This is a genomic window from Micromonospora xinjiangensis, assembly GCF_056150165.1.
This window is the reverse complement of record NZ_JAXCFO010000006.1, coordinates 21,521-45,399: the sequence shown is the minus strand read 5'-3', so window position 1 is coordinate 45,399 and position 23,879 is coordinate 21,521. Positions and strand designations below refer to the sequence as shown.

At 75.3% G+C, this 23,879-nt stretch carries 19 protein-coding genes and 1 pseudogene; 16 read left to right on the top strand and 4 right to left on the bottom strand.

Annotation, left to right across the window (positions count from 1 at the left end; genetic code table 11):
- The first annotated feature begins 5 nt into the window (after positions 1-5).
- From SM573_RS21705 to lon, 3 genes are read left to right on the top strand one after another with little or no spacing between them, the layout of a single operon-like run.
- A complete protein-coding gene (locus SM573_RS21705) occupies positions 6-1,145 on the top strand; it encodes a putative manganese transporter (RefSeq protein ID WP_474610393.1) in 1,140 nt (379 codons plus the stop codon).
- 22 nt (positions 1,146-1,167) lie between these two features.
- A complete protein-coding gene (locus SM573_RS21700) occupies positions 1,168-1,431 on the top strand; it encodes a hypothetical protein (protein WP_474616920.1) in 264 nt (87 codons plus the stop codon).
- A gap of 38 nt (positions 1,432-1,469) precedes the next feature.
- The gene (lon, locus tag SM573_RS21695) at positions 1,470-3,806 is read left to right on the top strand and encodes an endopeptidase La (protein WP_474610391.1); all 2,337 of its coding nucleotides are present in this window, start codon (positions 1,470-1,472) and stop codon (positions 3,804-3,806) included.
- Positions 3,807-3,962: 156 nt separating this feature from the next.
- Here lon and SM573_RS21690 read toward each other — a convergent pair.
- A pseudogene (locus tag SM573_RS21690) lies at positions 3,963-5,669 on the bottom strand (DEAD/DEAH box helicase); the annotation flags it as partial.
- 232 nt (positions 5,670-5,901) lie between these two features.
- Between SM573_RS21690 and SM573_RS21685 the strand changes: the two are divergent.
- Positions 5,902-6,456, top strand: a complete 555-nt coding sequence (locus SM573_RS21685; RefSeq protein ID WP_474610390.1) for a 2'-5' RNA ligase family protein — start codon at positions 5,902-5,904, stop codon at positions 6,454-6,456.
- A 49-nt stretch (positions 6,457-6,505) separates the two neighbouring features.
- On the opposite strand, the gene SM573_RS21680 is transcribed toward SM573_RS21685, so the two are convergent.
- A complete protein-coding gene (locus tag SM573_RS21680; protein ID WP_474610389.1) occupies positions 6,506-8,725 on the bottom strand; it encodes a family 43 glycosylhydrolase in 2,220 nt (739 codons plus the stop codon).
- Positions 8,726-8,844: 119 nt separating this feature from the next.
- Here SM573_RS21680 and SM573_RS21675 point away from each other — a divergent pair, with 119 nt between their 5' ends.
- The 7 genes from SM573_RS21675 to SM573_RS21645 all read left to right on the top strand — a co-directional run bounded on the left by SM573_RS21675 (position 8,845) and on the right by SM573_RS21645 (position 16,031).
- Positions 8,845-9,591, top strand: a complete 747-nt coding sequence (locus SM573_RS21675; protein WP_474616919.1) for an ArsR/SmtB family transcription factor — start codon at positions 8,845-8,847, stop codon at positions 9,589-9,591.
- 61 nt (positions 9,592-9,652) lie between these two features.
- The gene (locus SM573_RS21670) at positions 9,653-10,813 is read left to right on the top strand and encodes a cytochrome P450 (protein WP_474610387.1); all 1,161 of its coding nucleotides are present in this window, start codon (positions 9,653-9,655) and stop codon (positions 10,811-10,813) included.
- Complete coding sequence (locus tag SM573_RS21665; RefSeq protein WP_474610386.1) at positions 10,810-11,700, top strand: isocitrate lyase/PEP mutase family protein; 891 nt, start codon at positions 10,810-10,812, stop codon at positions 11,698-11,700. The genes SM573_RS21670 and SM573_RS21665 overlap by 4 nt, the downstream gene beginning before the upstream one ends.
- Before the next feature lie 175 nt (positions 11,701-11,875).
- Positions 11,876-12,838: a DUF5715 family protein gene (locus tag SM573_RS21660; RefSeq protein WP_474610385.1), complete on the top strand. Its 963-nt coding sequence runs from the start codon at positions 11,876-11,878 to the stop codon at positions 12,836-12,838.
- Between the two features lie 4 nt (positions 12,839-12,842).
- On the top strand, positions 12,843-14,453 hold the full coding sequence (locus SM573_RS21655) for an asparagine synthetase B family protein (RefSeq protein WP_474610384.1): 1,611 nt from the start codon (positions 12,843-12,845) through the stop codon (positions 14,451-14,453).
- A gap of 94 nt (positions 14,454-14,547) precedes the next feature.
- Positions 14,548-15,024: a DUF1203 domain-containing protein gene (locus tag SM573_RS21650; protein WP_474610383.1), complete on the top strand. Its 477-nt coding sequence runs from the start codon at positions 14,548-14,550 to the stop codon at positions 15,022-15,024.
- 74 nt (positions 15,025-15,098) lie between these two features.
- Entirely contained in the window at positions 15,099-16,031 is a 933-nt protein-coding gene (locus SM573_RS21645) for a PfkB family carbohydrate kinase (RefSeq protein WP_474610382.1), read from the top strand.
- A gap of 17 nt (positions 16,032-16,048) precedes the next feature.
- Here the strand turns inward: SM573_RS21645 and SM573_RS21640 are convergent, their stop codons facing one another.
- On the bottom strand, positions 16,049-17,272 hold the full coding sequence (locus SM573_RS21640) for an ArsB/NhaD family transporter (protein ID WP_474616918.1): 1,224 nt from the start codon (positions 17,270-17,272) through the stop codon (positions 16,049-16,051).
- A gap of 148 nt (positions 17,273-17,420) precedes the next feature.
- Between SM573_RS21640 and SM573_RS21635 the strand changes: the two genes are divergently transcribed.
- Entirely contained in the window at positions 17,421-18,416 is a 996-nt protein-coding gene (locus SM573_RS21635) for a carcinine hydrolase/isopenicillin-N N-acyltransferase family protein (protein ID WP_474616917.1), read from the top strand.
- 187 nt (positions 18,417-18,603) lie between these two features.
- Here the strand turns inward: SM573_RS21635 and SM573_RS21630 are convergent, their stop codons facing one another.
- Positions 18,604-20,052 (bottom strand): LVIVD repeat-containing protein, encoded by a 1,449-nt coding sequence (locus tag SM573_RS21630; RefSeq protein WP_474616916.1) that lies wholly within the window; start codon positions 20,050-20,052, stop codon positions 18,604-18,606.
- A 140-nt stretch (positions 20,053-20,192) separates the two neighbouring features.
- Here SM573_RS21630 and SM573_RS21625 point away from each other — a divergent pair, with 140 nt between their 5' ends.
- The 4 genes from SM573_RS21625 to SM573_RS21610 all read left to right on the top strand — a co-directional run bounded on the left by SM573_RS21625 (position 20,193) and on the right by SM573_RS21610 (position 23,879).
- Positions 20,193-20,891, top strand: coding sequence for a DUF305 domain-containing protein (locus tag SM573_RS21625; protein ID WP_474610378.1), 699 nt, complete (start codon positions 20,193-20,195; stop codon positions 20,889-20,891).
- Positions 20,892-20,972: 81 nt separating this feature from the next.
- Complete coding sequence (locus SM573_RS21620; protein WP_474616915.1) at positions 20,973-22,199, top strand: sensor histidine kinase; 1,227 nt, start codon at positions 20,973-20,975, stop codon at positions 22,197-22,199.
- Entirely contained in the window at positions 22,196-22,861 is a 666-nt protein-coding gene (locus SM573_RS21615; protein WP_474610376.1) for a response regulator, read from the top strand. Before SM573_RS21620 ends, SM573_RS21615 begins: the two co-directional genes overlap by 4 nt.
- A 145-nt stretch (positions 22,862-23,006) precedes the next feature.
- Complete coding sequence (locus SM573_RS21610) at positions 23,007-23,879, top strand: ABC transporter ATP-binding protein (protein ID WP_474616914.1); 873 nt, start codon at positions 23,007-23,009, stop codon at positions 23,877-23,879.

The following is a 23,879-nucleotide window of genomic DNA, read 5'->3' as shown; positions in this document are numbered from 1 at the left end:
GTGCCGTGACAGAGCTGGTGCTCCGCCCGCTCGCGGACGCGTTCATGCAGGTCGGTGTCTACGTCGCCGTCATGGTGGCGCTCTTCGGCTGGCTGCGCTGGCGCTACGGTGACCGGGCGACCGACGGTCTCACGAAGCATCCCCGGCTCGGTCCGCTGGTCGGGGCGCTGCTGGGCGTCAGCCCCGGCTGCGGCGGGGCGATCATCCTGATGCCGCTCTACGCGCGCCGGAAGGTCTCCTTCGGGACCGTCGTCGCCGCGCTGACGGCGACCATGGGGGACTCCTCGTGGGTCGTGCTGGCCTGGAACCCGCTGTTCGCCGTCAAGATCCACTTGTTGCTCTTCGCGGTGGGGCTCGTCACCGGGTACGTGGTGGACGCCCTCGGCATCGACCCCGCGCGGTCGCTGCGCCGTCGTCGCGCCGAGCCCACGGCGACCGTGATCGAGGCGCCCGCGCCCGCCCCGGTCCCGGCCGGCCTGGCCGCCGCCGGGGGGCCCGACCTCGCCGCGTCCCGGCGGCTGCTCGGTGGGGTGCTGCCCCGGGTCCCGGCCTCCACGGCGTTCTGGGGGCTCACCACGCCCGCCTTCGCGGTGTCGGTGCCGGTGGTCTTCCAGATGGTCGACCCCGGCGTGCTGACCCGTGCCACGGGCGGGGTCGACCCGTACCTGGCGCTCGGTGTGCTGGGCACCGTCGTCGCGGCGCTGATCTTCGCGGCCGGCCGGGGACGCCTCGCCGACGACAGCCTGGAGACCGCCCATCCGACCTCGTTCCGGGCGACCCTGCGGCACAGCGCGCACGAGGCGTCGTTCATCACGGTCTGGGTCGCGGTGGCGTACGTCGGCTGGCAGGTGGTGACGACGACCACCGGCTTCGACGGCACCCAGCTCGCGCTGACCGGGCTGCTCGGCGTGCTGGTCGGCGCCGGGATCGGGCTGATTCCCGGCTGTGCCGTGCAGATCGTCTTCACCGGCCTCTACGTCAGCGGTGGGCTGCCGCTGCCCACCCTGGTGGCCAACGCGATCAGCCAGGACGGGGACGCCCTCATCCCGCTCGCCGCGCTGCGCCGGCATTCGGCGGCCGTCGCCACCGTGATCACCACCGTTCCGGCCGCGGTCGTCGGGGCCGGCCTGCTCGTCCTGCTCTGAATCCGCCCGAGAGGAGACACCGATGTCCCCGCACCCGTTGATCCCGGTCGCCCGCACCCGGGTCAAGCTCGTCGTCTGCGCGGCGCTGGCCGTCGTCGCGCTGGTCGCCGGGCTGCCCGGCCGGATGGTGGTCGCACTGGCCCTGACCAGCCTGGCGATCCCGCTCGCGGTGGCGTTGGCCGGCGGTGCGCCGCTGCTGCGGGAGCTGCTGGTCCCCACCCTCCGCGGCGCCCCGGCGAGTGGCCTGGCTCACAGGTCGGAAGAAAGCGAACGCCTGGTGACTTGAGTCAGACACGCTCAACTCAATGCGATAGCAGGTGTTCGATGGCAACTCTTCCGGTACTTCCACTGACCGACGCCGTGCTGCTGCCCGGCATGGTCATCCCGGTGACCCTCGACCCGACCACCCAGGCCGCGGTCGACGCGGCCCGCGCCACCGGCGACCGCAAGCTGCTGGCCGTGCCCCGCATCGACGGCGAGTACGGCCCGGTCGGCGCCGTGGCCACCATCGAGAAGGTCGGCCGGCTCCCCAGTGGCGAGCCCGCCGCCGTGATCCGCGGCCTGACCCGTGCCCGCATCGGCTCCGGCGTGCCCGGACCGGGCGCCGCGCTCTGGGTCGAGGCGACCGAACTGCACGAACCCGCTCCCGCCGGCCGGGCCCGGGAACTCGCCCGCGAGTACCGCGCCCTCATGACCTCCGTGCTCCAGGAGCGCGGCGCCTGGCAGGTCATCGACGCCATGGAGCGGATGACCGACCTCTCCGAGCTCGCCGACTCCGCCGGCTACGCGCCCTGGCTGAGCCTGGAGCAGAAGACCGAGCTGCTCGCCGCGCCGGACGTCACCGCGCGCCTGGAGCTGCTGGTCGGCTGGGTGAAGGAGCACCTGGCCGAGCAGGAGGTCACCGAGCAGATCAACAACGACGTACGCGAGGGGCTGGAGAAGTCGCAGCGGGAGTTCCTGCTGCGCCAGCAGCTCGCCGCGATCCGCAAGGAGCTGGGGGAGGACGAGCCGGACGGCTCGGCCGACTACCGGGCGCGGGTCGAGGCCGCCGACCTGCCCGAGAAGGTGCGCGAGGCGGCGCTGCGCGAGGTCGGCAAGCTCGAGCGGGCCAGCGACGCCTCCCCGGAGGCGGGCTGGATCCGGACCTGGCTGGACACCGTCCTCGAGATGCCGTGGAACACGCGTACCACGGACAACACGGACCTGGCCGCGGCCCGGGCCGTGCTCGACGCCGACCACGCCGGCCTGTCCGACGTGAAGGACCGCATCCTGGAGTACCTCGCGGTGCGCAACCGCCGCGCCGAGCGCAACCTCGGCGTCGTCGGCGGCCGCGGCTCCGGCGCGGTGCTCGCCCTGGCCGGCCCGCCCGGTGTCGGCAAGACCAGCCTCGGCGAGTCGGTCGCGCGCGCACTCGGCCGCAACTTCGTCCGGGTGTCCCTGGGCGGCGTCCGCGACGAGGCGGAGATCCGCGGCCACCGGCGCACCTACGTCGGGGCGCTGCCCGGCCGGATCGTCCGCGCGCTGCGCGAGGCGGGATCGATGAACCCGGTGGTGCTCCTCGACGAGGTGGACAAGCTGGCCGTCGGCTACGCCGGTGACCCGGCCGCCGCCCTGCTGGAGGTGCTCGACCCGGCGCAGAACCACACCTTCCGGGACCACTACCTGGAGGTCGACCTCGACCTGTCCGACGTGCTCTTCCTGGCCACCGCCAACGTGGTGGAGACCATCCCCGGGCCGCTGCTGGACCGGATGGAGCTGGTCACCCTGGACGGGTACACCGAGGACGAGAAGGTGGCCATCGCCCGGGACCACCTGCTGCCCCGGCAGCGGGAGCGGGCCGGACTGACCGCCGACGAGGTGACCGTGGCCGACGACGCGCTGGCGCTGATCGCGGGGGAGTACACCCGCGAGGCCGGCGTACGGCAACTGGAGCGGGCCCTCGCGAAGATCCTGCGCAAGGTGGCCGTCACCCTGGCCACCGACCCGACGCCGGTCCACGTGGACACCGACAACCTGGCCCGCTACCTGGGCCGGCCGAAGTTCACCCCGGAGTCGGCGGAGCGCACGGCGGTGCCGGGCGTGGCCACCGGCCTGGCGGTCACCGGCGCCGGCGGCGACGTGCTCTTCATCGAGGCCACCAGCATGGACGGGGAGCCGGGGCTGACCCTGACCGGCCAGCTCGGTGACGTGATGAAGGAGTCCGCGCACATCGCGCTGTCGTACCTGCGCTCGAACGGGCGCCGGCTCGGGCTGGACCCGAACGCCCTCGCCGGGCGGCGGATCCACCTGCACGTGCCGGCGGGCGCGGTGCCCAAGGACGGGCCCAGCGCCGGCATCACGATGGTGACGGCCCTCGCGTCGCTGGCCAGTGGCCGGCCGGTGCGCCCGGAGTTCGGCATGACCGGCGAGGTGACGCTCTCCGGGCGGGTCCTGCCCATCGGCGGCGTGAAGCAGAAGCTGCTCGCCGCGCACCGGGCCGGGCTCACCGAGGTGATCATCCCGAAGCGCAACGAGCCGGACCTGGACGACCTGCCCACCGAGGTGCGGGAGGCGCTCACCGTGCACACCCTGTCCGACGTCGCCGACGTGCTCGCCCTGGCGCTGCGCCCGGCCGACATCGACACGGAGTCGCTGGAGGGTCCGGCGCTCGCCGCCGCCTGACCGGACGGCGAAGGGCCCCGCACCGCCGAGCGGTGCGGGGCCCTTCCGCGTCCCCGGGCCGGGTTCTCAGGGACGGCCCCGGAAGTCCCGCCGGTCCCGCTCGCGCCGGTCCCGCCGGTCACCGCCGTACGGGCGGTCGCGGCGGTCGTCGTACGACCGCTCCCGGCGGTCCCGGTCGTCACCGTCACGGTCCCGGCGCACCGTCGCCTTGCGGCCCTTGATCGTGCTGGCGCGCAGCCCGGCGATCACCTCGTCCGCGACGGCGTGGGGCACCTCCACCAGCGAGAACCGGTCGGCGATCTCGATCGAGCCGATGTCCCGGCCGCTCACCGCGGTCTCCCCGGTGATGGCGCCCACCAGGTCCTGGGGCCGCACCCCGGCGCGCCGGCCCAACCCGATGAAGACCTGGGTGGTGCCGCCCGCGCGGGGCCGCCCGCCGGTGCGCCGCTCGCCACCCCGGGCACCCTCCCGCGGGCCGCGCAGCGACACCTGCGGGATCTCCTCCTCGTCGTCCGCGCCCGGCGACGTCGTCTCGTGCGCCAGCTTCACGGCGGCCAGCGCGACCTCCATGAGGTCGAACTCGTCGGTCAGCGACTCCACGATCACCCGGAACGGCTCCAGGTCGTCCTCGAGCAGGCTCTCCCGCAGCGCCGCCTGGGTCAGCTCCAGCCGCCGGGTGCGCAGGTCCGCCACGGTGGGGATGGTGTCGATGGCGATGCGCTGCCCGGTGACCCGTTCGATGGTCTTGAGCATCCGGTGCTCGCGAGGCTCCGCCAGGGTGATCGCCACCCCCTCCCGGCCGGCCCGGCCCACCCGGCCGATGCGGTGCACGTACGACTCGGGAGCGGACGGGACGTCGTAGTTGACCACGTGGGTCAGCTGCTCGACGTCCAGCCCGCGGGCCGCGACGTCGGTGGCGACCAGCAGGTCGGCGGTGCCCGCGCGCAGCCGGCCCATCACCCGGTCACGCTGCTCCTGGCTCATCCCGCCGTGCAGCGCCTCGGCCCGGTAACCACGACCGTTCATCGTCTCGGTGAGCCGGTCCACCTCCTCCCGGCTGCGGCAGAACACGATCGCCGCGGTGGGCGACTCGACGTCCAGCACCCGGCCGAGCGCCGCCGGCTTGTGCGCCCGGGCCACCAGGTACGCGCTCTGCCGCACCCGGGGCGCCTCCCCGGCCACCGGCTGCTCCCGCTCGATGAGGATCCGCACCGGGTCGGTGAGGTGCTGCCGGGCCATCCCGTCGATCCGCGACGGCATGGTGGCCGAGAAGAGGACGGTCTGCCGCCGCGCGGGGGCGTGCTCCAGGATCGCCTCGATGTCCTCGGCGAAGCCCATGTCCAGCATCTCGTCGGCCTCGTCGAGCACCACGGTGGCGAGCTGGCCGAGGCGCAGCGTCTCGCGGGCGATGTGGTCCAGCGCGCGGCCCGGCGTCGCCACCACGACGTCCACGCCCGCGTCCAGGGCACGCAGCTGCCGGCCGATTGGCTGCCCGCCGTAGATGGGCAGCACCCGCGCGCCGAGTTCCCGGCCGTAGCGGTGGAAGGCCTCCGAGACCTGCACCGCGAGCTCCCGGGTCGGCACCAGGACCAGCGCCACCGGGTCGCCGGCCTCGCGGTGCGCGGGCATGCGCTGCAACAGCGGCAGCGCGAAGGCCGCCGTCTTGCCCGTGCCGGTGGCGGCCTGGCCGAGCAGGTCCCGGCCCGTCAGGAGAGGCGGGATCGCCTCGCGCTGGATCGGGGTGGGCTCCTCGTAGCCGAGGGCGGCGAGCGCCCCCAGCAGCTCGGGGCGGAGCCCCAGCTCCGCGAAGCCCGTCGCGTCGTCGCCGGCCGGGTCGGTGGTGTGGGTCTGTGCCGAACTCATGTGACAAGCCTTTCATCACCGCGCCGGGCCCGCCGCGCCGACCGGCACAACCCGCCGCCGGACCCCCGCCACGGTGGTCTCGCCGCGCGACACCGGCGCGAGCTGGGCGCCGAGAACGGGGCCGACGCGATCCGCACGGCCCGTGCCAACGGCTGGCTCTGAGGCGGCGCCGGCGCGTCGGGGTTCCGGCCCCCTCGGCCCCTCCCGGCCGCGGGGCCACTAGCGTGGGCGGGTGCGTACGGTCGAACTGCTCTGCTCGGCGGAGCTCGACGGGGCGGTGCGGGCGGCGTGGGACCGGCTGGCCGCCAGCGGCCTGCCCAGCCTGGCCCGCCACACCCACCCCACCAACCGGCCACACCTGACGCTCGCCGCGGTGGACGACTTCCCGCCCGGGGTCGAGCAGCGGCTCTCGGATCTCTTCGACGCGGTGCTGCCGCTGCCCGCGCGCGTCGACCGGGTCGCGGTGCTGGACGGCAGCGCGCCGCTGGTGTGGCGCGTCCGGCCCACGCCCGGGCTGCTCGCCCTGCACGGGGCGGTCTGGGACGTGCTGGCCGACGCGCCGGGCCCACGCCCGTGGCACCTGCCCGGGCAGTGGGTTCCGCACCTGAGCCTCGCACTGCGGTTCCGGGACGCCGACCGCCGGCAGGCCCGGGCCGTCGTCGGCGGTGACCGCCCGGCGGGGGAGTTCGTGGCGGCCCGCAGCTACGACGGCGAGACGCGGTTGGTCACCCCGCTGTCGGCTTCGGACTGGCGCGGCGCCCAGGACGCCTCGTCGGCCGCCGGATGACAGCCGGACGGCCCCCGCCACCGGACGACGGGGGCCGTGCGGTCTCCCCTCAGCGGTAGAAGCGCAGGTAGTCGAACTCGGCGGTGACCGGCGGCTCGGCGCCGCCGTGGGCGACCAGGCCGATCCGGGGTGTGGTGTCGGCCGGGAACGTCCACACTCCACCCCAGGTCCAGTGCGTCCCGTCCCGGCTGGAGCCGGCCCGGAACTCGTGTTCGCCGGTCGCCGGGTCGACGTGGTGCGCCAACCGCAGCCAGGTGGTGCTCGCCGGGGTGCCGACGATGGTGCCGCCGTACACCGGCTGGCCGGCGTAGGGCAGCTCGTAGCCGTACTCCACCTGCCGGGTGTTCCAGATCGCCACCTGGGCCAGCCGGGCGAACCGGTCGTCGTCGACGTACGCGACCAGGCCGGCCTGCTGGTAGTTGCGGACGGTCTCCTCGCCCAGGTCCAGGGTCACCTTCGTCTCGACCACGTAGTCGCCGGCCGGCGCGTCCCGCAGCAGCACACCGGCGGTGTTGCCGGTGCCGGTCAGGTCGGCGGCCTGCGTCGGCCAGCGCAGCGCGCCGCCCGACACGGTGGCCGCCGGGTCCGTCCGCACCCAGCTCCAGGCCGGCCCGAGCGAGCCGCCGAACTCGTCGGAGTACGCCGGCAGCACCCGTCCGGCGCGGGGCTGCGGCACGGCGCTCCGCACCGGCCGGTGGAGCCGGGCGGCGCTGACGTTGTCGAACTCCGCGGCGCCGCCGCTGGCGTGCAGGGTGACCCGGCCGGGCACCGGGCGGTCCAGCCGCAGCGACACCACGGCGAGCTGGTCACCGAGGCGGGCCGGGCTCAGCTCGGCGACGAGCTGGCGGCCGCGTACCTCGACGGCCAGGTTGTGCCGGTCTGCCGCGTCGAAGCCGCCGGGCAGCGCGGCGCTGGCCGTACGGTGGCCGTCGCGGGCCACCAGGCGGTTGCCGGCGGGGTCGACGCGGACCTCGACCCGGTCGGCGAGGGTGATCCCGGCGGCGTGGGCACCGGTCAGCCGCAGGTCGGCCTCCGCCCGCAGGTCACCGCCGACGGTGGTACGGCTGGCCAGCGCGCCGGTGCCGGTGAGCCGGCCGTCGGCCACCCGCCAGTCGCCGCTGACCCGCCGCCAGCCGGCCAGGCCGGCCGTGTCGAACCGCGCGTCGAGCGGGCCGGTGGTGACCGGGGCCGGGCGGTGGCCGTCGGACGGGCCGGCTCCGGCGTTCACCGTCGGCCAGCCGTCTATCCAGTCCAGCCGGTCGATCAGCATCGGCCGCTCGTTGATGCCGAACGGCTCGTCGAGGTAGGGGTCGGCGCGGTCGATGGCGTGGTAGACGATCCAGTCCTGCCCGGACAGGTCGGTGAGGAACCCGTTGTGGCCGGTGCCGATCCAGCGGTTGCCGTTCTGGGTGAGCACCGGCGTGCCCCCGGCGCGGGACGCGGTCAGCGGGATGCCGTCGCGGTCGAGGAACGGCCCGCGCGGGCTGGTCGCCCGCCCGACCTGGACGGAGTAGCCGGTGGCGGGGCCGGCGCAGCAGTTCGCCGTGGAGGCGAAGAGGTAGTACCGGCCGTCGTGGCGCAGCACGTAGCTGCCCTCGAACTTGTTGTCGATGGCGACCAGGGTGGGGGAGCCGACCGCCCGCAGCCCGTCCGGGGAGAGCTCGGTGACGGAGATCCCGCCGTAGTAGCTGCCGTAGTAGAGGTAGTTCTTCCCGTCCACGTCGGTGAACTGGCTCGGGTCGATGGTCCACAGCCACCCACCCCCGCCGCCGGGGCGCGGCGCGACGACCGGCTCGTCGGCGAAGGTCCACGGGCCGGTCGGGGTGGGCGCGGTGGCCGCCCCGATGGCGTAGTCGCTGCCCTCCGGCGAGACGGTGGTGTCGGTGACGGTCACGTACATGACGTAGCGGTCGCCGATCCGGCGCACGTCCGGGGCCCAGAAGGCCGCGCCGGGGGCCGCGTACGCCGGGCGCTGGCCGGGGGCGAAGGCGTCGCCGACGTGAACCCAGTCGACCAGGTTCGTGGACCGGGCGATCGGCACCCCGTGGAACTGCTTCTCGCCCTCCCGCAGCGGGTCGGTGGTGCCGTAGGCGTACCAGCTGCCGTCGTCGCCGCGGACGATGACGGGGTCGGCGAAGGTGTCGGCCGCGCCGGCCGAGATCGGGTTGTGGTAGCCGGACCCGGAGCGGGGGTCGGCGGCGGCCGGTGCGGCGGCCAGCAGCAGACCGAGTATGGCGGCGATCGCGCCGCCGCGACGGAGATGTCCCATCAGACCTGCCTCGCGTGGAGTGGACGTCGGTGTGACTCGCGTCCCTTCCTACAACGATGCATACAACGTTGTAAAGAGCGTCGGCGGAGGCCGAAGCGTCGGCGTGCCAGCATGGGCGGATGCACCCGTCCACCGCCGACGCCGTCGGCCTGGCCCAGCTCGCCGGGCTGCTGGCCGACACCACCCGCGCCCGGATCTGCCTCACCCTGCTCGACGGTCGGGCCTGGACGGCCGGCGAGCTGGCCCGGGCCGCGGGGGTCGCCCCCTCCACCGCGAGCGAACACGTCACCCGACTGGTCGATGGCGGGCTGCTGGCGCAGGAACGGCAGGGGCGGCACCGCTACCTGCGGCTCGCCGACCCGAGCGTGGCGCAGCTCGTCGAGGACCTCGCCGTCCGGGTCGGCACCACGGCCGCCCCGACCCGATCGCTGCGCGCCGCGCGGGCCGGCGCCGCCCTGGCGTACGCCCGGACCTGCTACGACCACCTCGCCGGCCGGCTCGGCGTGCGGGTCCACGACGCGCTGCTGCGCCGCGGACTGCTGGACCGGGCCGGCGGCCTCACGCTCACCGCGTCCGGCCTGGACTGGTGCGCCGAGATGGGGCTGCCCGTCGCGCCGCTGCGTGACTCCCGCCGGCCTTTGCTGCGCGACTGCCTGGACTGGACCGAGCGCCGCCCCCACCTCTCGGGCGCCCTCGGCGCGGCGCTCTGCGCCCGCCTGCTCGACCTGGGCTGGCTCGCCCGCGGCGCCGGCCGGGCCGTCCGGCTCACCCCGGCCGGGGCCCCGGCGCTCGCCGCCGCGCTGGGCGTGGACCCGGCGGACCTCGCCGCACCGTCCACCGCCGACGCCGGCGGTGGACGGGCCTGACCACGCCGGCCGGCGGAACGCTTCGGCGACCGCCGCAAGGTCGCGCGCCTAGCGTCGCCACGTGACCGCGAACCGACCACACGTCCCGCTCCCGCCCGACACCCCGCCGTGCGGACCGCCCACCCCGGCCCCGGACACCGGGTGCATCCTGACCCGGTACGAGGACGTCCGCGCCGCGCTGCACGAGCCGGCCTGCCGGGTGCCGGCCGCCCGCCCCGGCGCGGCCTACAGCCTCGGGTGGCTCCGTGGCCTGGTGAGCCGGTTCAGCGGGCCGGAGGACCATCCCGCCCGGCGCGCGTCCGGCCTCGCCGCGCTGGCCCCGCTCGACCCGGCGGAGCTGCGCGCCGAGGCCGCCCGGTCGACCGCCGCCGCGCTGGATGCCGCCGGTGACCGCCTGGACGTGGTGTCCGCGCTCGCCCGGCGGGTACCGCTGCGGGTGCTCGCCGCCCGGCTCGGCCTCGCCGACCCCGACGCCGCCGTCGCGGCGGTGACCACGGTGGCCGCCGCCTACCAGCCCGGCGCCGATCCGGCGGCCCTCTGGCGGGCCGACGGCGCCGTCACCGTCCTGGTGGCGATGGCCCCGCCGGCCGAGCCGGAGGACCTCGCCAACCGGCTCGGCCTGCTCATCCAGGCCTGCGACGCCACGGCTGGCCTGATCGGGACCGGCGCCCGCCACCTGCTGCCCCCGGCAGCCGGTCCGCTGCCCCGGCCGCGGCGCCCGGCCGACGTGGCGCCCGGCGGGCCGCCCCTCCCGGCGACCACGGGGCCTACCCGCCTGTCGAGCCCGGCGACCACGGCGGCCCCCCTTTCGGCGACCAGGGCGGCCGACCGGCCTACGGCGGAGGACACCGGGGAGCTGCTCGGCGAGGTGCTGCGGCTCGACCCACCGGTGCGCGGCACCCGACGGATCACGGCCGAGCGGCTGCGCTTCGGCCGCGTGGAGCTGCCGCCCGGCACGCCGCTGCTGCTGCGCTTCGACGCGGCCAACCGCGACCCGGCCGTCTTCGACGACCCCGGCACCTTCGCGCCCGGGCGGCCGCTCCCCGCACTGACCTTCGGCGCGGGCCCGCGCGGCTGCCCCGGTCACCGGCACGCGGTGGGGCTGGCCACCGGTGTGCTGGACGTGCTGCGCGAGCGCTGCCGGCGCGCTCCGGAACCCGTGACGTACGAACCGCACCCGCTGCTGCGGGTGCCGACCCGACTCGAGGTGCTGCCACGATGACCACCCGATCCGATGCCGCTCTCGTGCCGCCCGCCGCCGCCCCGTACGCCGAGCGGTGCGCCGCGTTCCGGGCGCTGCACCACGCCGGGCGGCCGCTGCTGCTCCCCAATGCCTGGGACCACGCCTCCGCCGCCGCGCTCGCCGACCGGGGCTACCCGGCGATCGGCACCACCAGCCTCGGCGTGGCGGCCGCGGCCGGCCTGCCGGACGGCACCGGGGCGACCCGGGAGCAGACCCTGGCCCTGGCCCGCGGCCTGCGCCGGCTCCCGGCGCTGCTCACCGTCGACGTCGAGGCGGGATTCAGCGACGACCCGGCGGAGGTGGCCGACCTCGCCGTCGAGCTGGCCGGGCTCGGCGTGGTCGGCGTCAATCTCGAGGACGGCCAGCCGGACGGCACCCTCGCGCCCGTGGACGCGGTGGCGGCCAAGGTCGCGGCGGTCAAGGCGGCCGTGCCGGAGCTCTTCGTCAACGCGCGCACCGACGCCTGGTGGCTCGACGTCCCGGCGCCGCGGGAGCAGGCCCTGGTGCGCGCCCGGGCGTACCGGGCGGCCGGGGCGGACGGCCTCTTCGCCCCCGGGGCCCCCGACGCGGACACGATCCGCGCCCTGGTAGCGGTAGGCGGCCCGCTGAACGTGCTCCACCGCCCCGGCGGGCCGAGCGTCGAGGAGCTGGGTCGGCTCGGGGTGGCCCGGGTGAGCACCGGCTCGCTGCTGTTCCGCGCCGCGCTCGGCGCCGCCCTCGCCACCGTGGCGGCGCTGCGGCCCGGGTCGGCGGAGTCCCGCCCGGACGGGGCCCGCGCGGGCGCGGTGCCGTCCTACGCCGACGTGCGGCGGCTCGTCCGCGAGGGTGCGGGCCGGCAGTCGTCGGAGACCGCAGGGGCCGGCTGACCGGTTCGTGCACGGCTCGGTGGCCCTGTGGTGTCCGGGGGTCCGCCGACCGTCGCGGACCGAGCGTCGCCAATAGGGGTGCATAGGAGGATTGTTCGGGCTTCTCCCGATCGGGGAGATTACCGTGGGTGCAGGGCGAGCGACCCAGGTGTCGTGACCGCAGAGAGGACCGATCATGCGTGTGCCCAGCCGAAGCCCCGGACCCCGGCCCGGTCCCGCGGTCACCTCCCCCGCACCGGTCCGCCACCTCCCCGCCGCATCCGGCCGGCCGCCCGCCGACGAGCCCGACCTCGCCGCCTACCGGGCCGCCGTCGCCGACCTGCTGGTGGAGGTCGGTGCGTTGGCCGACGCGCCGAGCGCCACCGCGCGCCAGGTGCTCGTCGACGACCGCCTGCGCGAGCCGGCCCTCGCCGCGGTGCTCGACGCGACCCCGCAGGGGCTCCTCGGCACCCGCGAGACGCTGCTGTTGGAGATGGCCCGCTACCAGCCCAATCCGCGCAGCGCCGCCGGGGACCTGACCGCGCTCGTGCGGATCTACCTGCTCTCCCGCATCGACGTCATGTGGTGGCGGGACACGCCGGCGTTCCTCACCGACACCCAGGTGCGGGGCAGCACCGACCTGGTCGACCTGGAGTGGTTGCGCCGCCGGGACCTGCTGCGCTTCCGGTACCGCGAGCAGCCGGCCACGCTGCTGGGCCGCGGGTGGCAGGCGGCCCGCCGCCGGTTGCGCCCCGACGGCACCCCGCGTACCGCCGGCGTGCTCGTGCGGCGTGCCCGCCGGGAGGTCGTGGCCCTGCTCAACGACGTCGGTCGGGAGTTCGCCGCCGCGACCCCGCCCGGCACCCCACCACTGTGGGTGACCTCGCTGGCCCGCAGCGCCGAGCACCAGCACCGGTTGCGCCGCCTCGGGTACGCGGCCATGCTGCCCAGCGCCCACTGCGTGGGCTACGCGGTGGACGTGGAGATGGCCTGGTTCGCCCGCTTCGGCGTACGGGACACCCTGGCCTCGCTGCTGCTGGACCGGCAGGAGGCCGGCGAGATCAACGTGGTCGACGAGGGGCAGGCCTGGCACGTGTGCCTCGCACCCGCGGCCCGTCGCCGGCTGCGTCGGGCCTACGAGGCCGAGATGGGGATCTGAGCCGATGTGCGGCATCGCCCTCAGTATCGGCCCGGACGCCGATCCCACGATCTTCCGCCGGATGCTCTCCCGCCTGGCCCCGCGGGGCGAGGTGACCGAGGCGCGGTACGAGGCCGGCCTGCTCGCCGGCACCCGCCGGCTGCGGGTGGTGGACCGGGACCGCGCGGTGCAGCCGTGGACCTCCGCCGACGAGCGCTGGCTGCTCTGCTACAACGGCGAGATCTACAACCACCGGGAGTTGCGCGCGGAGCTGGCCCGGTACGGCCACGTCTTCCGGGGTTGCAGCGACACCGAGGTGGTGCTCGCCGCCTTCGAACGCTGGGGCGAGGACGCGGTGGGCCGGCTCCGCGGCGAGTACGCCTTCGTGGCGGTCGAGCGGGCCACCGGCCGCGCGTACCTGGCCCGGGACCCACTGGGCGTGAAACCGCTCTACTGGGTGCGCAAGCCGGGCTGTCTGCATCTCGCCTCGGAGGTCAAGGCGCTGGTCGGGCACCGCGCGCCGATCGGCGAGGTGCCACCCGGGCACCACGGCTGGGCCGACGCCGACGGCCTCGTCCGGTTGCGCCCGCACCTGGACCTGTCGACCCTCGGGGACGGGACGCCCGTCATCGACGACCCGGACGAGGCCGCCCTGCTCGTCCGTGCCGCGTTGCAGGACAGCGTCCGGGTGCGGGTGGACACCGACCTCACGGTCGGGGTGGTGCTCTCCGGCGGGCTGGACAGCTCGCTGGTCCTGAGCCATGTACGCGAGCTGCACCCGGACTGCGTGGCGATCACGGTCGGCGTACCGGACAGCCCCGACGTGGCGTACGCGCGGCGGCTCGCGGCCGACCTCGGGGTGCCGCACGAGGTGGTCGAGCTGCGTCCGCGCGACATCCGGCTCGCCGACGTCCGGGAGGCGATCCGCATCTCGGAGCTGACCGAGTACGGCGACATCATCAACGCGGTCGTCTCCGTGCCGCTGTTCCGGCGGCTGCGGCAGCTCGGTGTGAAGGTCGCGCTCACCGGTGACGGCTCCGACGAGCTGTTCGGCGGGTACCCGATGTACCACGAGGTCGTCGGCGAGGCGTCCCGCCGGCTCTTCCGGCACCGGATCCGCAACCTCGGTCGTACGGAGCTGCAACGGGTCGACCGGACCAGCATGGGCCACGGGGTCGAGACGCGGGTGCCGTTCCTGGACCTCGCCGTGGTCGACCTCGCCATGCGGCTGTCGCCGGAGCTGAAGCTGCGCGACGGGCAGGAGAAGTGGATCGTCCGGCGGGCGTACGCCGACCTGCTGCCGGACTACGTGCTGCGGCGGCCGAAGAACCCGATGTCGTACTCCTCCGGCCTGCACGAGCGGGCCCGCCTCTACAAGCCGCTGTTCGCCCGGCTGTACCGCTCGTACGGCTACCAGTTGCTGGAGCCGGTCCGACGGGACTTCGACAACGTGCTGAGCCGGTGCGGCAACGACCTGGACCGGGCGATCGCCGACGGGCTGGCCCGCCCGGACTACACGGTGCTGGAGCACGCCCGGGACCTGGTGGGCGCCGCCAGGTGGAACGCCGCGCCGATGGTGCGCCGGCTGGTCGGGCCCCGCCGTACCCGTGGCGACGAGGCGCCACTGCCGGGCTGACGGCGCCCCGCCGCGCTGCCCGTGCGGCCGACGGCGGCAGCGCGAGGTCCGATGGCCGCCAGCGGTCGTGCCGGCGCCGGACCAGGCTGGGCGCATGACCAGCCTGATCGACTTCGTCGTCCGCCCGCTGCCGTCCGACCTGCTCGACACCGTCCGCCGCACCCGTCGCGACGCCGCCGACCGCCCGGTCGAGACCGTCAACGCCGGCGGTGGAGAACCGTTGCGCTGCTGCCTGCGCGACGCCACCGCGGGCGAGGCGCTGCTGCTGTTCGGGTACGCGCCCCCGGTCGCCGCCGGCCCGTACCGCGAGGTCGGACCGGTCTTCGCCCACGCCGAGCCCTGCCCGGGACCGGAGGCGCCCGGCGACTACCCCGCCGCCTGGCGCGGTCGCGAGCAGGTGCTGCGGGCGTACGACCGGCGGGGCCGGATCCACGGCGGCCGGCGCCACGACGGCGGCGATCCGGAGTCCGTGATCGCGGAGCTGCTCGCCGACCCGGCCGTGCGCCAGCTGCACAGCCGCAACGTGGTGTACGGCTGCTACATGTTCGCGGTCGAGCGCGCGCGGGAGTGAGCGGCGGGCGGGTGGGCGGAGCGCCGCCTGCTCGGCCGGGCGTGGCGGGCGCGGCGCCGGGGTACCTGTCCGGCATGGCGGATCTGGACGTGCTGGTGGTCGGGCAGGTCGCCCGGGACCTGGTGCTGCTCGTGGACGAGGTGCCGGAGGCCGGCGGCAGCGTGCCCGTGCGCGAGCGGCGGGAGCTGCTCGGCGGCAAGGGTGCCAACCAGGCGGTCGCCGCGTCCCAGCTCGGCGCGCGGACGGGTCTGCTCGGCGTGGTCGGCGACGACGAGGCGGGCGAGCGGTTGCTGGCGCAGGCCCGCGCCGACGGGATCGACGTCGACCGGGTGGTACGCCGTCCAGACGCCCGGACCGGGCTGATCGTCGACCTGCTGGACTCCCGGGGCCGGTGGCGGTACCTGGAGGATCTGCCGCCGTCGGTGCTGCTCGGTCCCGCCGACGTGGCCGCGGCGGCGGACGCGGTGCGCGCGGCCCGCGCGGTGCTCGTCCAGCTCCAGCAACCGGGCATGGCGGCCCTCGCCGCCGCGCGGGCGGCCCGGGCCGCGGGCCGGCTCGTGGTGCTCGACGGCGCGCCGTCCGACCCGGGAGTCGCCGACGAGCTGCTGTCGACCGCCGACGTGCTGCGCGCCGACGCGCGGGAGGCCGAGCTGCTCACGGGGGACGCCCCGCGTGACGCGGCGGGCGGCCTGGCCGCCGGGCGCGCGCTGCGGCGTCGCGGTCCCAGGCTGGTGGCCGTCGAGGTATCCGGAGCGGGCAACGCGTTCGTCTGGCCGGACGGCGAACAGTTCGTCCCGCTGAGCGCCACGCCGACGGTGGACACCACCGGCGCGGGGGACGCGTTCGTCGCCGCGCTCACCGTCGCCCTGCTGCGCGGCGAGCCGGAGGAGCGGGCGGCCCGGTACGCGGTGGCCGCGGCCGGCGCCACCGTCGGTCATCCCGGTGGCCGGCCGGCGCTCTCCCCGGCCGCCCTGACCGAGCAGCTCGACCGGATCCCGACCGGTTGAGCCGCGCGGCCGGCGGTTCAGGTCAGCAGCAGCGCACCGACGGCCGCCGCGGTGCCGGTCGCGGCGAGCAGGGCGCCGGTCAGCAGGAACCGGGCCAGCGGCACCCGCACCCCGTGCGCGCGGCAGCGCTCGAACCACAGCAGTGTGGCCACCGAGGCCCAGGGGACGGCGAGCGGACCCACGTTCGTGCCGATCAGCAGCGCCAGCAGACGTGTCGTGGCGTCGGTCGGCACCGCCGACTCGCCCGCCAGGTACGCCGGCAGGTTGTTCACGCCGTTGGCGAGCAGGGCGCCGGTACCGGCGGCGCGCAGCAGCCCGGCCGCTCCGTCCCCGGTGCCGAGCAGGCCCTCGACCAGGTCGTCCAGCCCCCACCGGCCGAGGGTCTGCACCACGAGGAACAGGCCGGTGACCATGAGCAGCAGCCGCCACGGAAGCAGCCGCGCGCCCAGCGTCCGGGGTGCGCGGCGCGCGAAACCGGCCAGCACCACGGCGGCCGCCACCGACGACACGACGGCGATCTCCACCTCGGCCAGCACCCCGACCACGAAGATCACGCAGCCGGCGAGCGCCGTCCGGTACAGCACCGGGTCGTCCGGCGGTCGTGGTGACGGCGGGGTGAACCGGCCGCCCGGCGGGCGGTCCGGACGCCACCAGGCGAACCAGAGCAGCAGCGCGGTGACCGCGACGGCGGCGAGGGCCGGCAGCCACATCCGGGCGGCGAAGCCGACCGGATCCAGCCCGTTGCGGTCGGCGGCCAGCAGGTTGGTCAGGTTCGACACGGGCAGCAGCAGGCTGGCCGTGTTCGCCAGCCAGACGGTGGTCACGGCCAGCGCGGCGGGCGCGACCCGCAGGTTCCGGGCCAGGGCCAGCATGACGGGGGTGAGCAGCACCGCCGTGGTGTCCAGGTTCAGCGTCACCGTGGTCACCGTGGCGAACGCCACGCAGAGCAGGAAGAGCGCCACCCACCGGCCCCGGGCCGCCAGCGCCAGCCGCGTGCCGAGGACGTCGAAGACCCCGGCCGTCGCGGTCAGCTCGGCCAGCACCACCACCGTGCCGAGGAAGAGCAGCAGCGGCGCGATCCGGTGCAGGGTGGCGGCCGTCTCCGCGTGCGGGAGCAGCCCGCTCGCCACGAATCCGGCGCCGAGCAGGGCGAGCAGGACCGCCACCACGTCCAGGGGGTGCGGGCGCCGCCGTCGGGCCGGGCCGGTGGGGGCGGGAGGTGCGGTGGCGGTGAGGGTCACGGCGGGCAATATTCGCACATCGGGCGGGATGCTGCCCGGGGACGGGTCCCCGCGGTGATCGGCCGGTGAGCCCTGGCCGGTGGGCCAGGGGGTCCGGTCGGTCCGGGCGATGGACAGCCGGCTACGCTGCGCATAGCCTCCGGTGAATATGCGGAGGATTCTGCCGGCCGCCGGCCTGACACTGCTGCTCGCGCTCACCGCCTGTTCGGCTCCGCCGGGGAGCCCGTCGCCCGGGCCGGCCGCCACCGGCACGCCCAGCGCCTCCCGGCAGGACGCCGCGCAGGTCGAGCAGACCCTGGCGAGCCTGCGCCGGGTCGACGACCTGCCGCTGTACGAGATGACCTACGTCGGGCGGTACGACGCGACGACCGGGACGGACGCCTCCCCGGCGAGCCCGTTCGGCTGCTCGCTCTTCGTGGCCGCCGGTGACCGGAGCCGGCCGCTCTTCGCCCGGAACTTCGACTGGGACGCCAACCCGGCGATGGTGCTGCGCACCGACCCGCCACAGGGGTACGCGTCGATCTCTCTGGTGGACATGTCGTACCTCGGGGTGGGCGCCGACCCGGCCGGTGACCGCCGGCTGCTGAACGCGCCGCTGCTGCCCTTCGACGGCCTCAACGAGCGCGGCCTGGCCGTGGGACTGGCCGCCGACGACGCGGCGCGGGCCGACCCGGTGCCCGGCAGGCCCACGGTCGGCTCCGTACGCATCCTGCGCCTCGTGCTCGACCGGGCCGCCACCGTCGACGAGGCGGTCGCCGTCTTCGCGGCGCACAACCTCGACTTCTCCGGCGGGCCGGCGCTGCACTACCTGCTGGCCGACGCCACCGGGGCGTCCGCGGTGGTCGAGTTCGTCGACGGCAGGATGCGGGTCGAGCGCGGGCAGGGCGACTGGCAGGCGCTGACCAACGTGCCGGTCGCCGGCATCCCGGAGGAGAAGCGCCGCGAGGACCGCCGGTACGACCTGATCGCCCGGGCGATGACCGAGGCCGCCGGGACGGTCGACGCGGCGGCGGCGCACCGGGTGCTGACCGCCGTGCGGCAGGCGCACACCCGCTGGTCGGTGACGTACGGGCTGCGCAGCGGCGAGGTGCGGCTGGTCACCGCGGGAGGCGCCGAGCGGCGCTACCAGCTGCCGGTGAGCTGAGGCGTCCGCAGCCGAGCCGAGCGGCCGGCTCCCGCGGCGGTCAGGCTCCGCGGCGGCCCGGCGCCTCGGCAGATTCCCGGCCGGGGGTGGGGCCGCGCCGGAGCGTGGGGGCCCGGACGTGACGGGGCCCGGCCCCCGTGGATCGGAGGCCGGGCCCGTCGCGTACGTGCTACCGCCCGACGGTGGCCTACCGGCCGCCGAGGTAGGTCGGCTGGGTCTGCACGTTGAGCTCCTTGTACCGGACCAGTTCGGCGGTCCAGGTGCGCCAGTCGTTGAGCTTCAGGACGTCCAGGCCCTTGACCATGTCGTTCGAGTAGATGTGCCCGTTGTAGTAGTACGCGGACCAGGTGCCGCCACCGACGAACTCGTCGACGGAGAGCGGGCCGCGCTCCCAGAAGGCGATCTCCTTCGGGTTGGCCGAGTCGGTGAAGTCCCAGACCGAGATGCCGCCCTGGTACCACGCCTGGACCATGATGTCCTTGCCGAGCACCGGGATCAGCGAGCCGTTGTGCGCCACGCAGTTCTCGGTGTCCGCGTTGTTCCGGGGGATCTTGTAGTAGCTGCGGAAGATCATCTTCCGGGCGTCACCGCGACCGGTGATGTCGTAGATGGCGTCCGCGCCCCGGTTCGGGCCGATCTCCTCGTTGCAGGTCGCCGCGCCGCCGCCGCCGAGCTCGTCGGTGAAGATCACCTTGGTGCCGGAGTTGTTGAACGTGGCGGAGTGCCAGAACGCGAAGTTCACCGTGTCCCGCACCCGGTTGATCACCCGCGGCGCCTCGCGGTCGCGGATGTCCATCAGGATGCCGTCGCCCATGCAGGCGCCGGCGGCCAGGTCCTTCGACGGGTAGGCGGTGATGTCGTGGCAACCGGTCGTCGCCGAGCCGGTCTCACTGCCCTCGAAGCCGCCGTCCGGGAAGAGGTTCGGCGTGGCCACCACGGCGGCCGTCGTCGGCTTCTTCACCGGCACCTTGATGATGGAGATCGAGTCGTGCGGCGGCTGGCAGTCCGGGAAGGTCGCGCGCGGGCTGTACGACGAGACGTACACGTAGACCGTCTTGCGGTCCTTGCCCGGCACCAGCGTGTGGGTGTGCGAGCCGCAGGCCGTCTCCACCGACTTGATGTAGCGCGGGTTCGCCTTGTTCTTGATGTCGAAGATCTTGATGCCCTCCCACGACTCCTTCACGTCGGCGCCCTGCGCGGTGCTGTTGCAGGAGTCGTCGCTGCGGGACGAGTCGGTGGAGAGGAAGAGCAGGTCGCCGTAGACGGAGATGTCGTTCTGCGACCCCGGGCAGAGCACCCGCGAGACCACCCGCGGCGCGCTGGGCCGGGAGATGTCGTAGATGACGAAGCCGTTGTAGTTGCCCGCGAAGGCGTACTTGCCCTGGAAGGCGAGATCGCTGTTGGTGGCGTCCAGCGGGGCCACCTTGGGCACGTTGGCGATCTGCCGGAGGTTGGGGCTGCTGACGATCTCGTCAACGCCGGGGATGGTGTTCGCGGCGGCCGCCGGGGCCGCGGCCTGCGGCGCGACCTGCGCGCTGCTCGGCGGGGCGACGAGAACGCTGGCGGTGAGGAGGCCGGCCGCGGCGATGCTCACGATCCGTAGCTGTCGTAAGCGTGGCTTGTGGAGTCTGATCATCGGCGAGACCCTTCGCGCAGGTGGGTGACGATTGTGGACACCCTACAGCGGGACGATGCCCATCGATGTGATGCGCGTCACATCGATGAGGGTTCTTCGATGGATAGCATCGCGGTGACCTCGACCCCAGGGAGTTGCCCATGACCGGCCGACGCGCCCGCGTCCTGGCGATCGTCACACTGGCGATCACGCTGCCGCTGGTGGTCGTGGTCTTCGTCGCCGCCCGTGGCGACTCGGACGCCGCGCCCGCCCGACCGGTCGCCGCGGCCACCAGCGCCACGCCGGCCAGCCCGCTGCCGAGCGACCTCACGGTGATCGTGCCGGGCCGGCCGGGGGAGTCGGCCGCGGTCCGGGGGGCCGACGACCTCCCGGACACGCGCCAGAGCCCGCACAACGAGCTGGACGTCTGGTTCGTCCGGATGATGATCCCGCATCACGGTCAGGCCCTGGAGATGGCGCAGCTCGCCCCCGAACGGGCCGCCGACCCGGACGTGCGGGCCATCGCCGACCGGATCCGGGCCAGCCAGGGTCCGGAGATCGGCATGATGCGCGGGTGGCTCCAGACCCGCGGGCTCTCGGCCGAGGTGCCCGGGCACGACCACGGCACCATGCGCGGCATGCAGACGCCCGAGGCGTTGCAGCGGCTGGCCGCGGCCCGCGGTGCCGAGTTCGACCAGCTCTTCGTGCGGATGATGACCGAGCACCACCAGGGCGCCATCGAGATGGCGACCAACCTGCTCACCGTCGGCGCCGACCAGCAGCTGAACGAGTTCGCCAACTCGGTCGCCACCGAGCAGGCCGTGGAGATCCAGCGGATGCGCGAACTCCTCGCCAACTGAACGTCCCGGCGCGGCCCGCCCGGTCCCCGCGCGCCCCGGTCGGGCGACGGCGTCGACCCGCACACACAGCACGTACGCTGGGTGACCGTGAACCGCACAGTCCTCGGCCGCCCGCTGCGCGGCGTCGCCTTCGACGTCTCCGTCTCCGGCATGGTGCTGTTCTTCGGCCTTGTCGGCGTGGTGGCCCAGCCGGGCGGCTGGAAGGCCACCCTCCTCGGGGTGGGCATGGCCGTCGCCGTGCTGTTCCGCCGTTCCCACCCCACGGCGACGGCCGTGGTGGTCGGGGCGCTCGGGCTGACCCAGGTCGTCGCCGGCTGGGGACCGTTGCCCTTCGACCTCGCGGTGCTCGTGGCCGTCTACTCCGTGGTGAAGTACGCCGACAAGCTCCGCGACGGCGTGCTCGCCGGGATCGCCGCCGAGATCGGCGCGGTGCTCGCCGCGCACCAGGTGAAGGGCGCCGCGCCCTGGTGGGGCACCGCGATCTCCTTCGGGCTGGTCACCGGCGCGGTCTGGCTCATGGGGCTCAACGTGCGGACCCGCCGGCTCTACGTGCTGAGCCTCGAGGAGCGGGCCGCCACGCTCGAGCGGGAACGGGAGGCCGAGGCGCGGGCGGCCGTCGCCGGTGAGCGCAGCCGCATCGCCCGGGAGCTGCACGACGTGGTCGCGCACAGCATGGCCGTCATGATCGTGCAGGCCGACGGCGCCCGGTTCATGCTGGACCGCGACCCGGAGACCGCGCGCCAGGCGGTGAAGGTCGTGGCCGACACCGGCCGGCAGGCGCTGGAGGACATGCGGCGGCTGGTCGGCGTGCTCCGAGAGCCGGACCCGCCGGAGCCGGAGGTCGGGCCGGACGCCCCGGCCGTCGCCGGCGACCCCGAGCACCGGCGGATCGCGCTGGCCGAACTGCCCACGCTGCTCGACCGGTTCCGGGCGGCCGGACTGCGCATCCGCACCACCGGCACGGACGAGATGCCCGCGCTGCCACCCGGCCTGGAGCTGACGGTGTACCGCGTGACCCAGGAGGCGTTGACCAACGCGCTCAAGCACGCCGGTGTCGGGGCCGAGGTGGAGCTGACCCTCGAACACACCGACGGCGCTGTCGTGGTCCGGGTGGTCGACGACGGGCGCGGCCGCCCGGTGGTGCACCCCGCGCCCTCGGGCGGGCACGGCCTGGTGGGCATGCGGGAGCGGGTGGGGGTGTACGACGGCACGCTGACCGCCGGCTCCCGGCTCGCGGGGGGCTGGCAGGTCGAGGCGCGGCTGCCGCTACCGTCGGGCACCGGGACGACGGAGGTGATCGCGGCATGACGGTCCGGGTGGTGATCGTCGACGACCAGGCGCTGGTGCGCGCCGGGTTCCGGATGGTGCTCGACTCGCAGCCCGACCTGGAGGTCGTCGGCGAGGCGATCGACGGCGCCGACGCGCTGCGCGTACTCGCCAAGGTCGAGGCCGACGTGGTGGTGATGGACATCCGGATGCCGACCATGGACGGGGTCGAGGCGACCCGCCGACTCTGCGCCGACCGGCCCTCCGGCCCGCCCCGGGTCCTCGTCCTCACCACCTTCGACACCGAGGCGGACGCCTTCGCCGCGCTCCGCGCCGGGGCCAGCGGCTTCCTGCTCAAGAACGTGCCCCCGGAGGAGCTGCTCGCGGCGATCCGGGTGGTCGCCAACGGCGACTCGGTGGTCGCGCCCTCCGTCACCCGGCGGCTGCTCGACCGGTTCGCCGGCCAGCTCGGTCCCGGCCCCACCGAGGATCCGCGGTTGGCCCAGCTCACCGAACGGGAGCGCGAGATCCTGCTGCTGGTGGCGCAGGGCCTCGCCAACGCGGAGATCGCCGCGACGGTGCACGTGGCGGAGGCGACGGTGAAGACGCACGTGGGCCGGATCCTGGCCAAGCTCCAGCTCCGCGACCGCGTGCAGGCGGTGGTGTTCGCCTACGAGAGCGGGCTGGTGGTACCGGGCGGCTGACCGGGGTACGACCTGAGGCGTACGGGTCCCTCGGGTCAGGGGCGACCCCGGGCGTACACAGGTCGAGCGCGCAGGTGGAACCGCGCGGTGCGGGTGCGTCCCTAGCGTCGGAGAGGTCAGATCATCGTCTCTCCGGGAGCAGCACGTGCGCGTTCCATCCTCCGTACCCGCCGTCGTCGGCGGCCACCACCCGGGCACCGGTGTCGCGGTCAGCGCCCGCGCCCTGAGCAAGCGGTACGGCTCCGGCCCGGCGGCCGTCGTCGCCCTCGACGGCGTCGACCTCGACTTCGCGGGCGGCCGGTTCACCGCGATCATGGGTCCGTCCGGCTCCGGCAAGTCCACCCTGCTGCACTGCCTGGCGGGCCTGGACCGGCCCAGCGCCGGCTCGGTGCGGATCGGGGACGCCGACCTCGGCCGTCTCGACGACCGGCGGCTCACCCTGCTGCGCCGGGACCGGATCGGCTTCGTCTTCCAGAAGTTCAACCTGCTGCCAGCGCTGACCGCCGAGGAGAACATCGTCCTGCCGCTGGCCATCGCCGGCCGGCGCCCCGACCCGGCCTGGCTGCGTCAGGTGGTGGCCGCCGTGGGGCTCACCGATCGGCTGCGACACCGCCCCGCGGAGCTCTCCGGCGGGCAGCAGCAGCGCGTCGCGTTCGCCCGCGCCCTCATCACGCGGCCGTGGGTGATCTTCGCTGACGAGCCCACCGGCAACCTCGACTCCCGCTCCGGAGCGGAGGTGCTGCGCCTGCTCCGCGAGGCCGTGGACACCCTCGACCAGAGCGTGATCATGGTGACCCACGACCCGGTGGCGGCGGCCCACGCCGACCGGGTGGTCCTGCTCGCCGACGGTCGGCTCGTCCGCGACCTGACCGCGCCCACCGCCGAGCAGGTGCTCGACGCGCTCGCCGGTCTCGAGGCCGCGGTCGCCGGCGCGGCGCCGGTGACCGCGGCGCGGCACGGCGCGGCGGCGGGCGGCCCGCTCGGCTCGTCGCCGGCCGGCTCGGGTCGGGGGCGGTGA

Excerpts from the sequence above, each read along its gene's own strand:
- SM573_RS21680 (WP_474610389.1), bottom strand. The coding sequence starts at position 8,725 with ATGGGACATCTCCGTCGCGGCGGCGCGATCGCCGCCATACTCGGTCTG.
- SM573_RS21630 (WP_474616916.1), bottom strand. The coding sequence starts at position 20,052 with ATGATCAGACTCCACAAGCCACGCTTACGACAGCTACGGATCGTGAGC.
- SM573_RS21660 (WP_474610385.1), top strand. The coding sequence starts at position 11,876 with ATGCGTGTGCCCAGCCGAAGCCCCGGACCCCGGCCCGGTCCCGCGGTC.
- SM573_RS21625 (WP_474610378.1), top strand. The coding sequence starts at position 20,193 with ATGACCGGCCGACGCGCCCGCGTCCTGGCGATCGTCACACTGGCGATC.
- SM573_RS21645 (WP_474610382.1), top strand. The coding sequence starts at position 15,099 with ATGGCGGATCTGGACGTGCTGGTGGTCGGGCAGGTCGCCCGGGACCTG.
- SM573_RS21615 (WP_474610376.1), top strand. The coding sequence starts at position 22,196 with ATGACGGTCCGGGTGGTGATCGTCGACGACCAGGCGCTGGTGCGCGCC.
- SM573_RS21700 (WP_474616920.1), top strand. The coding sequence starts at position 1,168 with ATGTCCCCGCACCCGTTGATCCCGGTCGCCCGCACCCGGGTCAAGCTC.
- SM573_RS21650 (WP_474610383.1), top strand. The coding sequence starts at position 14,548 with ATGACCAGCCTGATCGACTTCGTCGTCCGCCCGCTGCCGTCCGACCTG.
- SM573_RS21655 (WP_474610384.1), top strand. The coding sequence starts at position 12,843 with ATGTGCGGCATCGCCCTCAGTATCGGCCCGGACGCCGATCCCACGATC.
- lon (WP_474610391.1), top strand. The coding sequence starts at position 1,470 with ATGGCAACTCTTCCGGTACTTCCACTGACCGACGCCGTGCTGCTGCCC.
- SM573_RS21665 (WP_474610386.1), top strand. The coding sequence starts at position 10,810 with ATGACCACCCGATCCGATGCCGCTCTCGTGCCGCCCGCCGCCGCCCCG.
- SM573_RS21675 (WP_474616919.1), top strand. The coding sequence starts at position 8,845 with ATGCACCCGTCCACCGCCGACGCCGTCGGCCTGGCCCAGCTCGCCGGG.
- SM573_RS21635 (WP_474616917.1), top strand. The coding sequence starts at position 17,421 with ATGCGGAGGATTCTGCCGGCCGCCGGCCTGACACTGCTGCTCGCGCTC.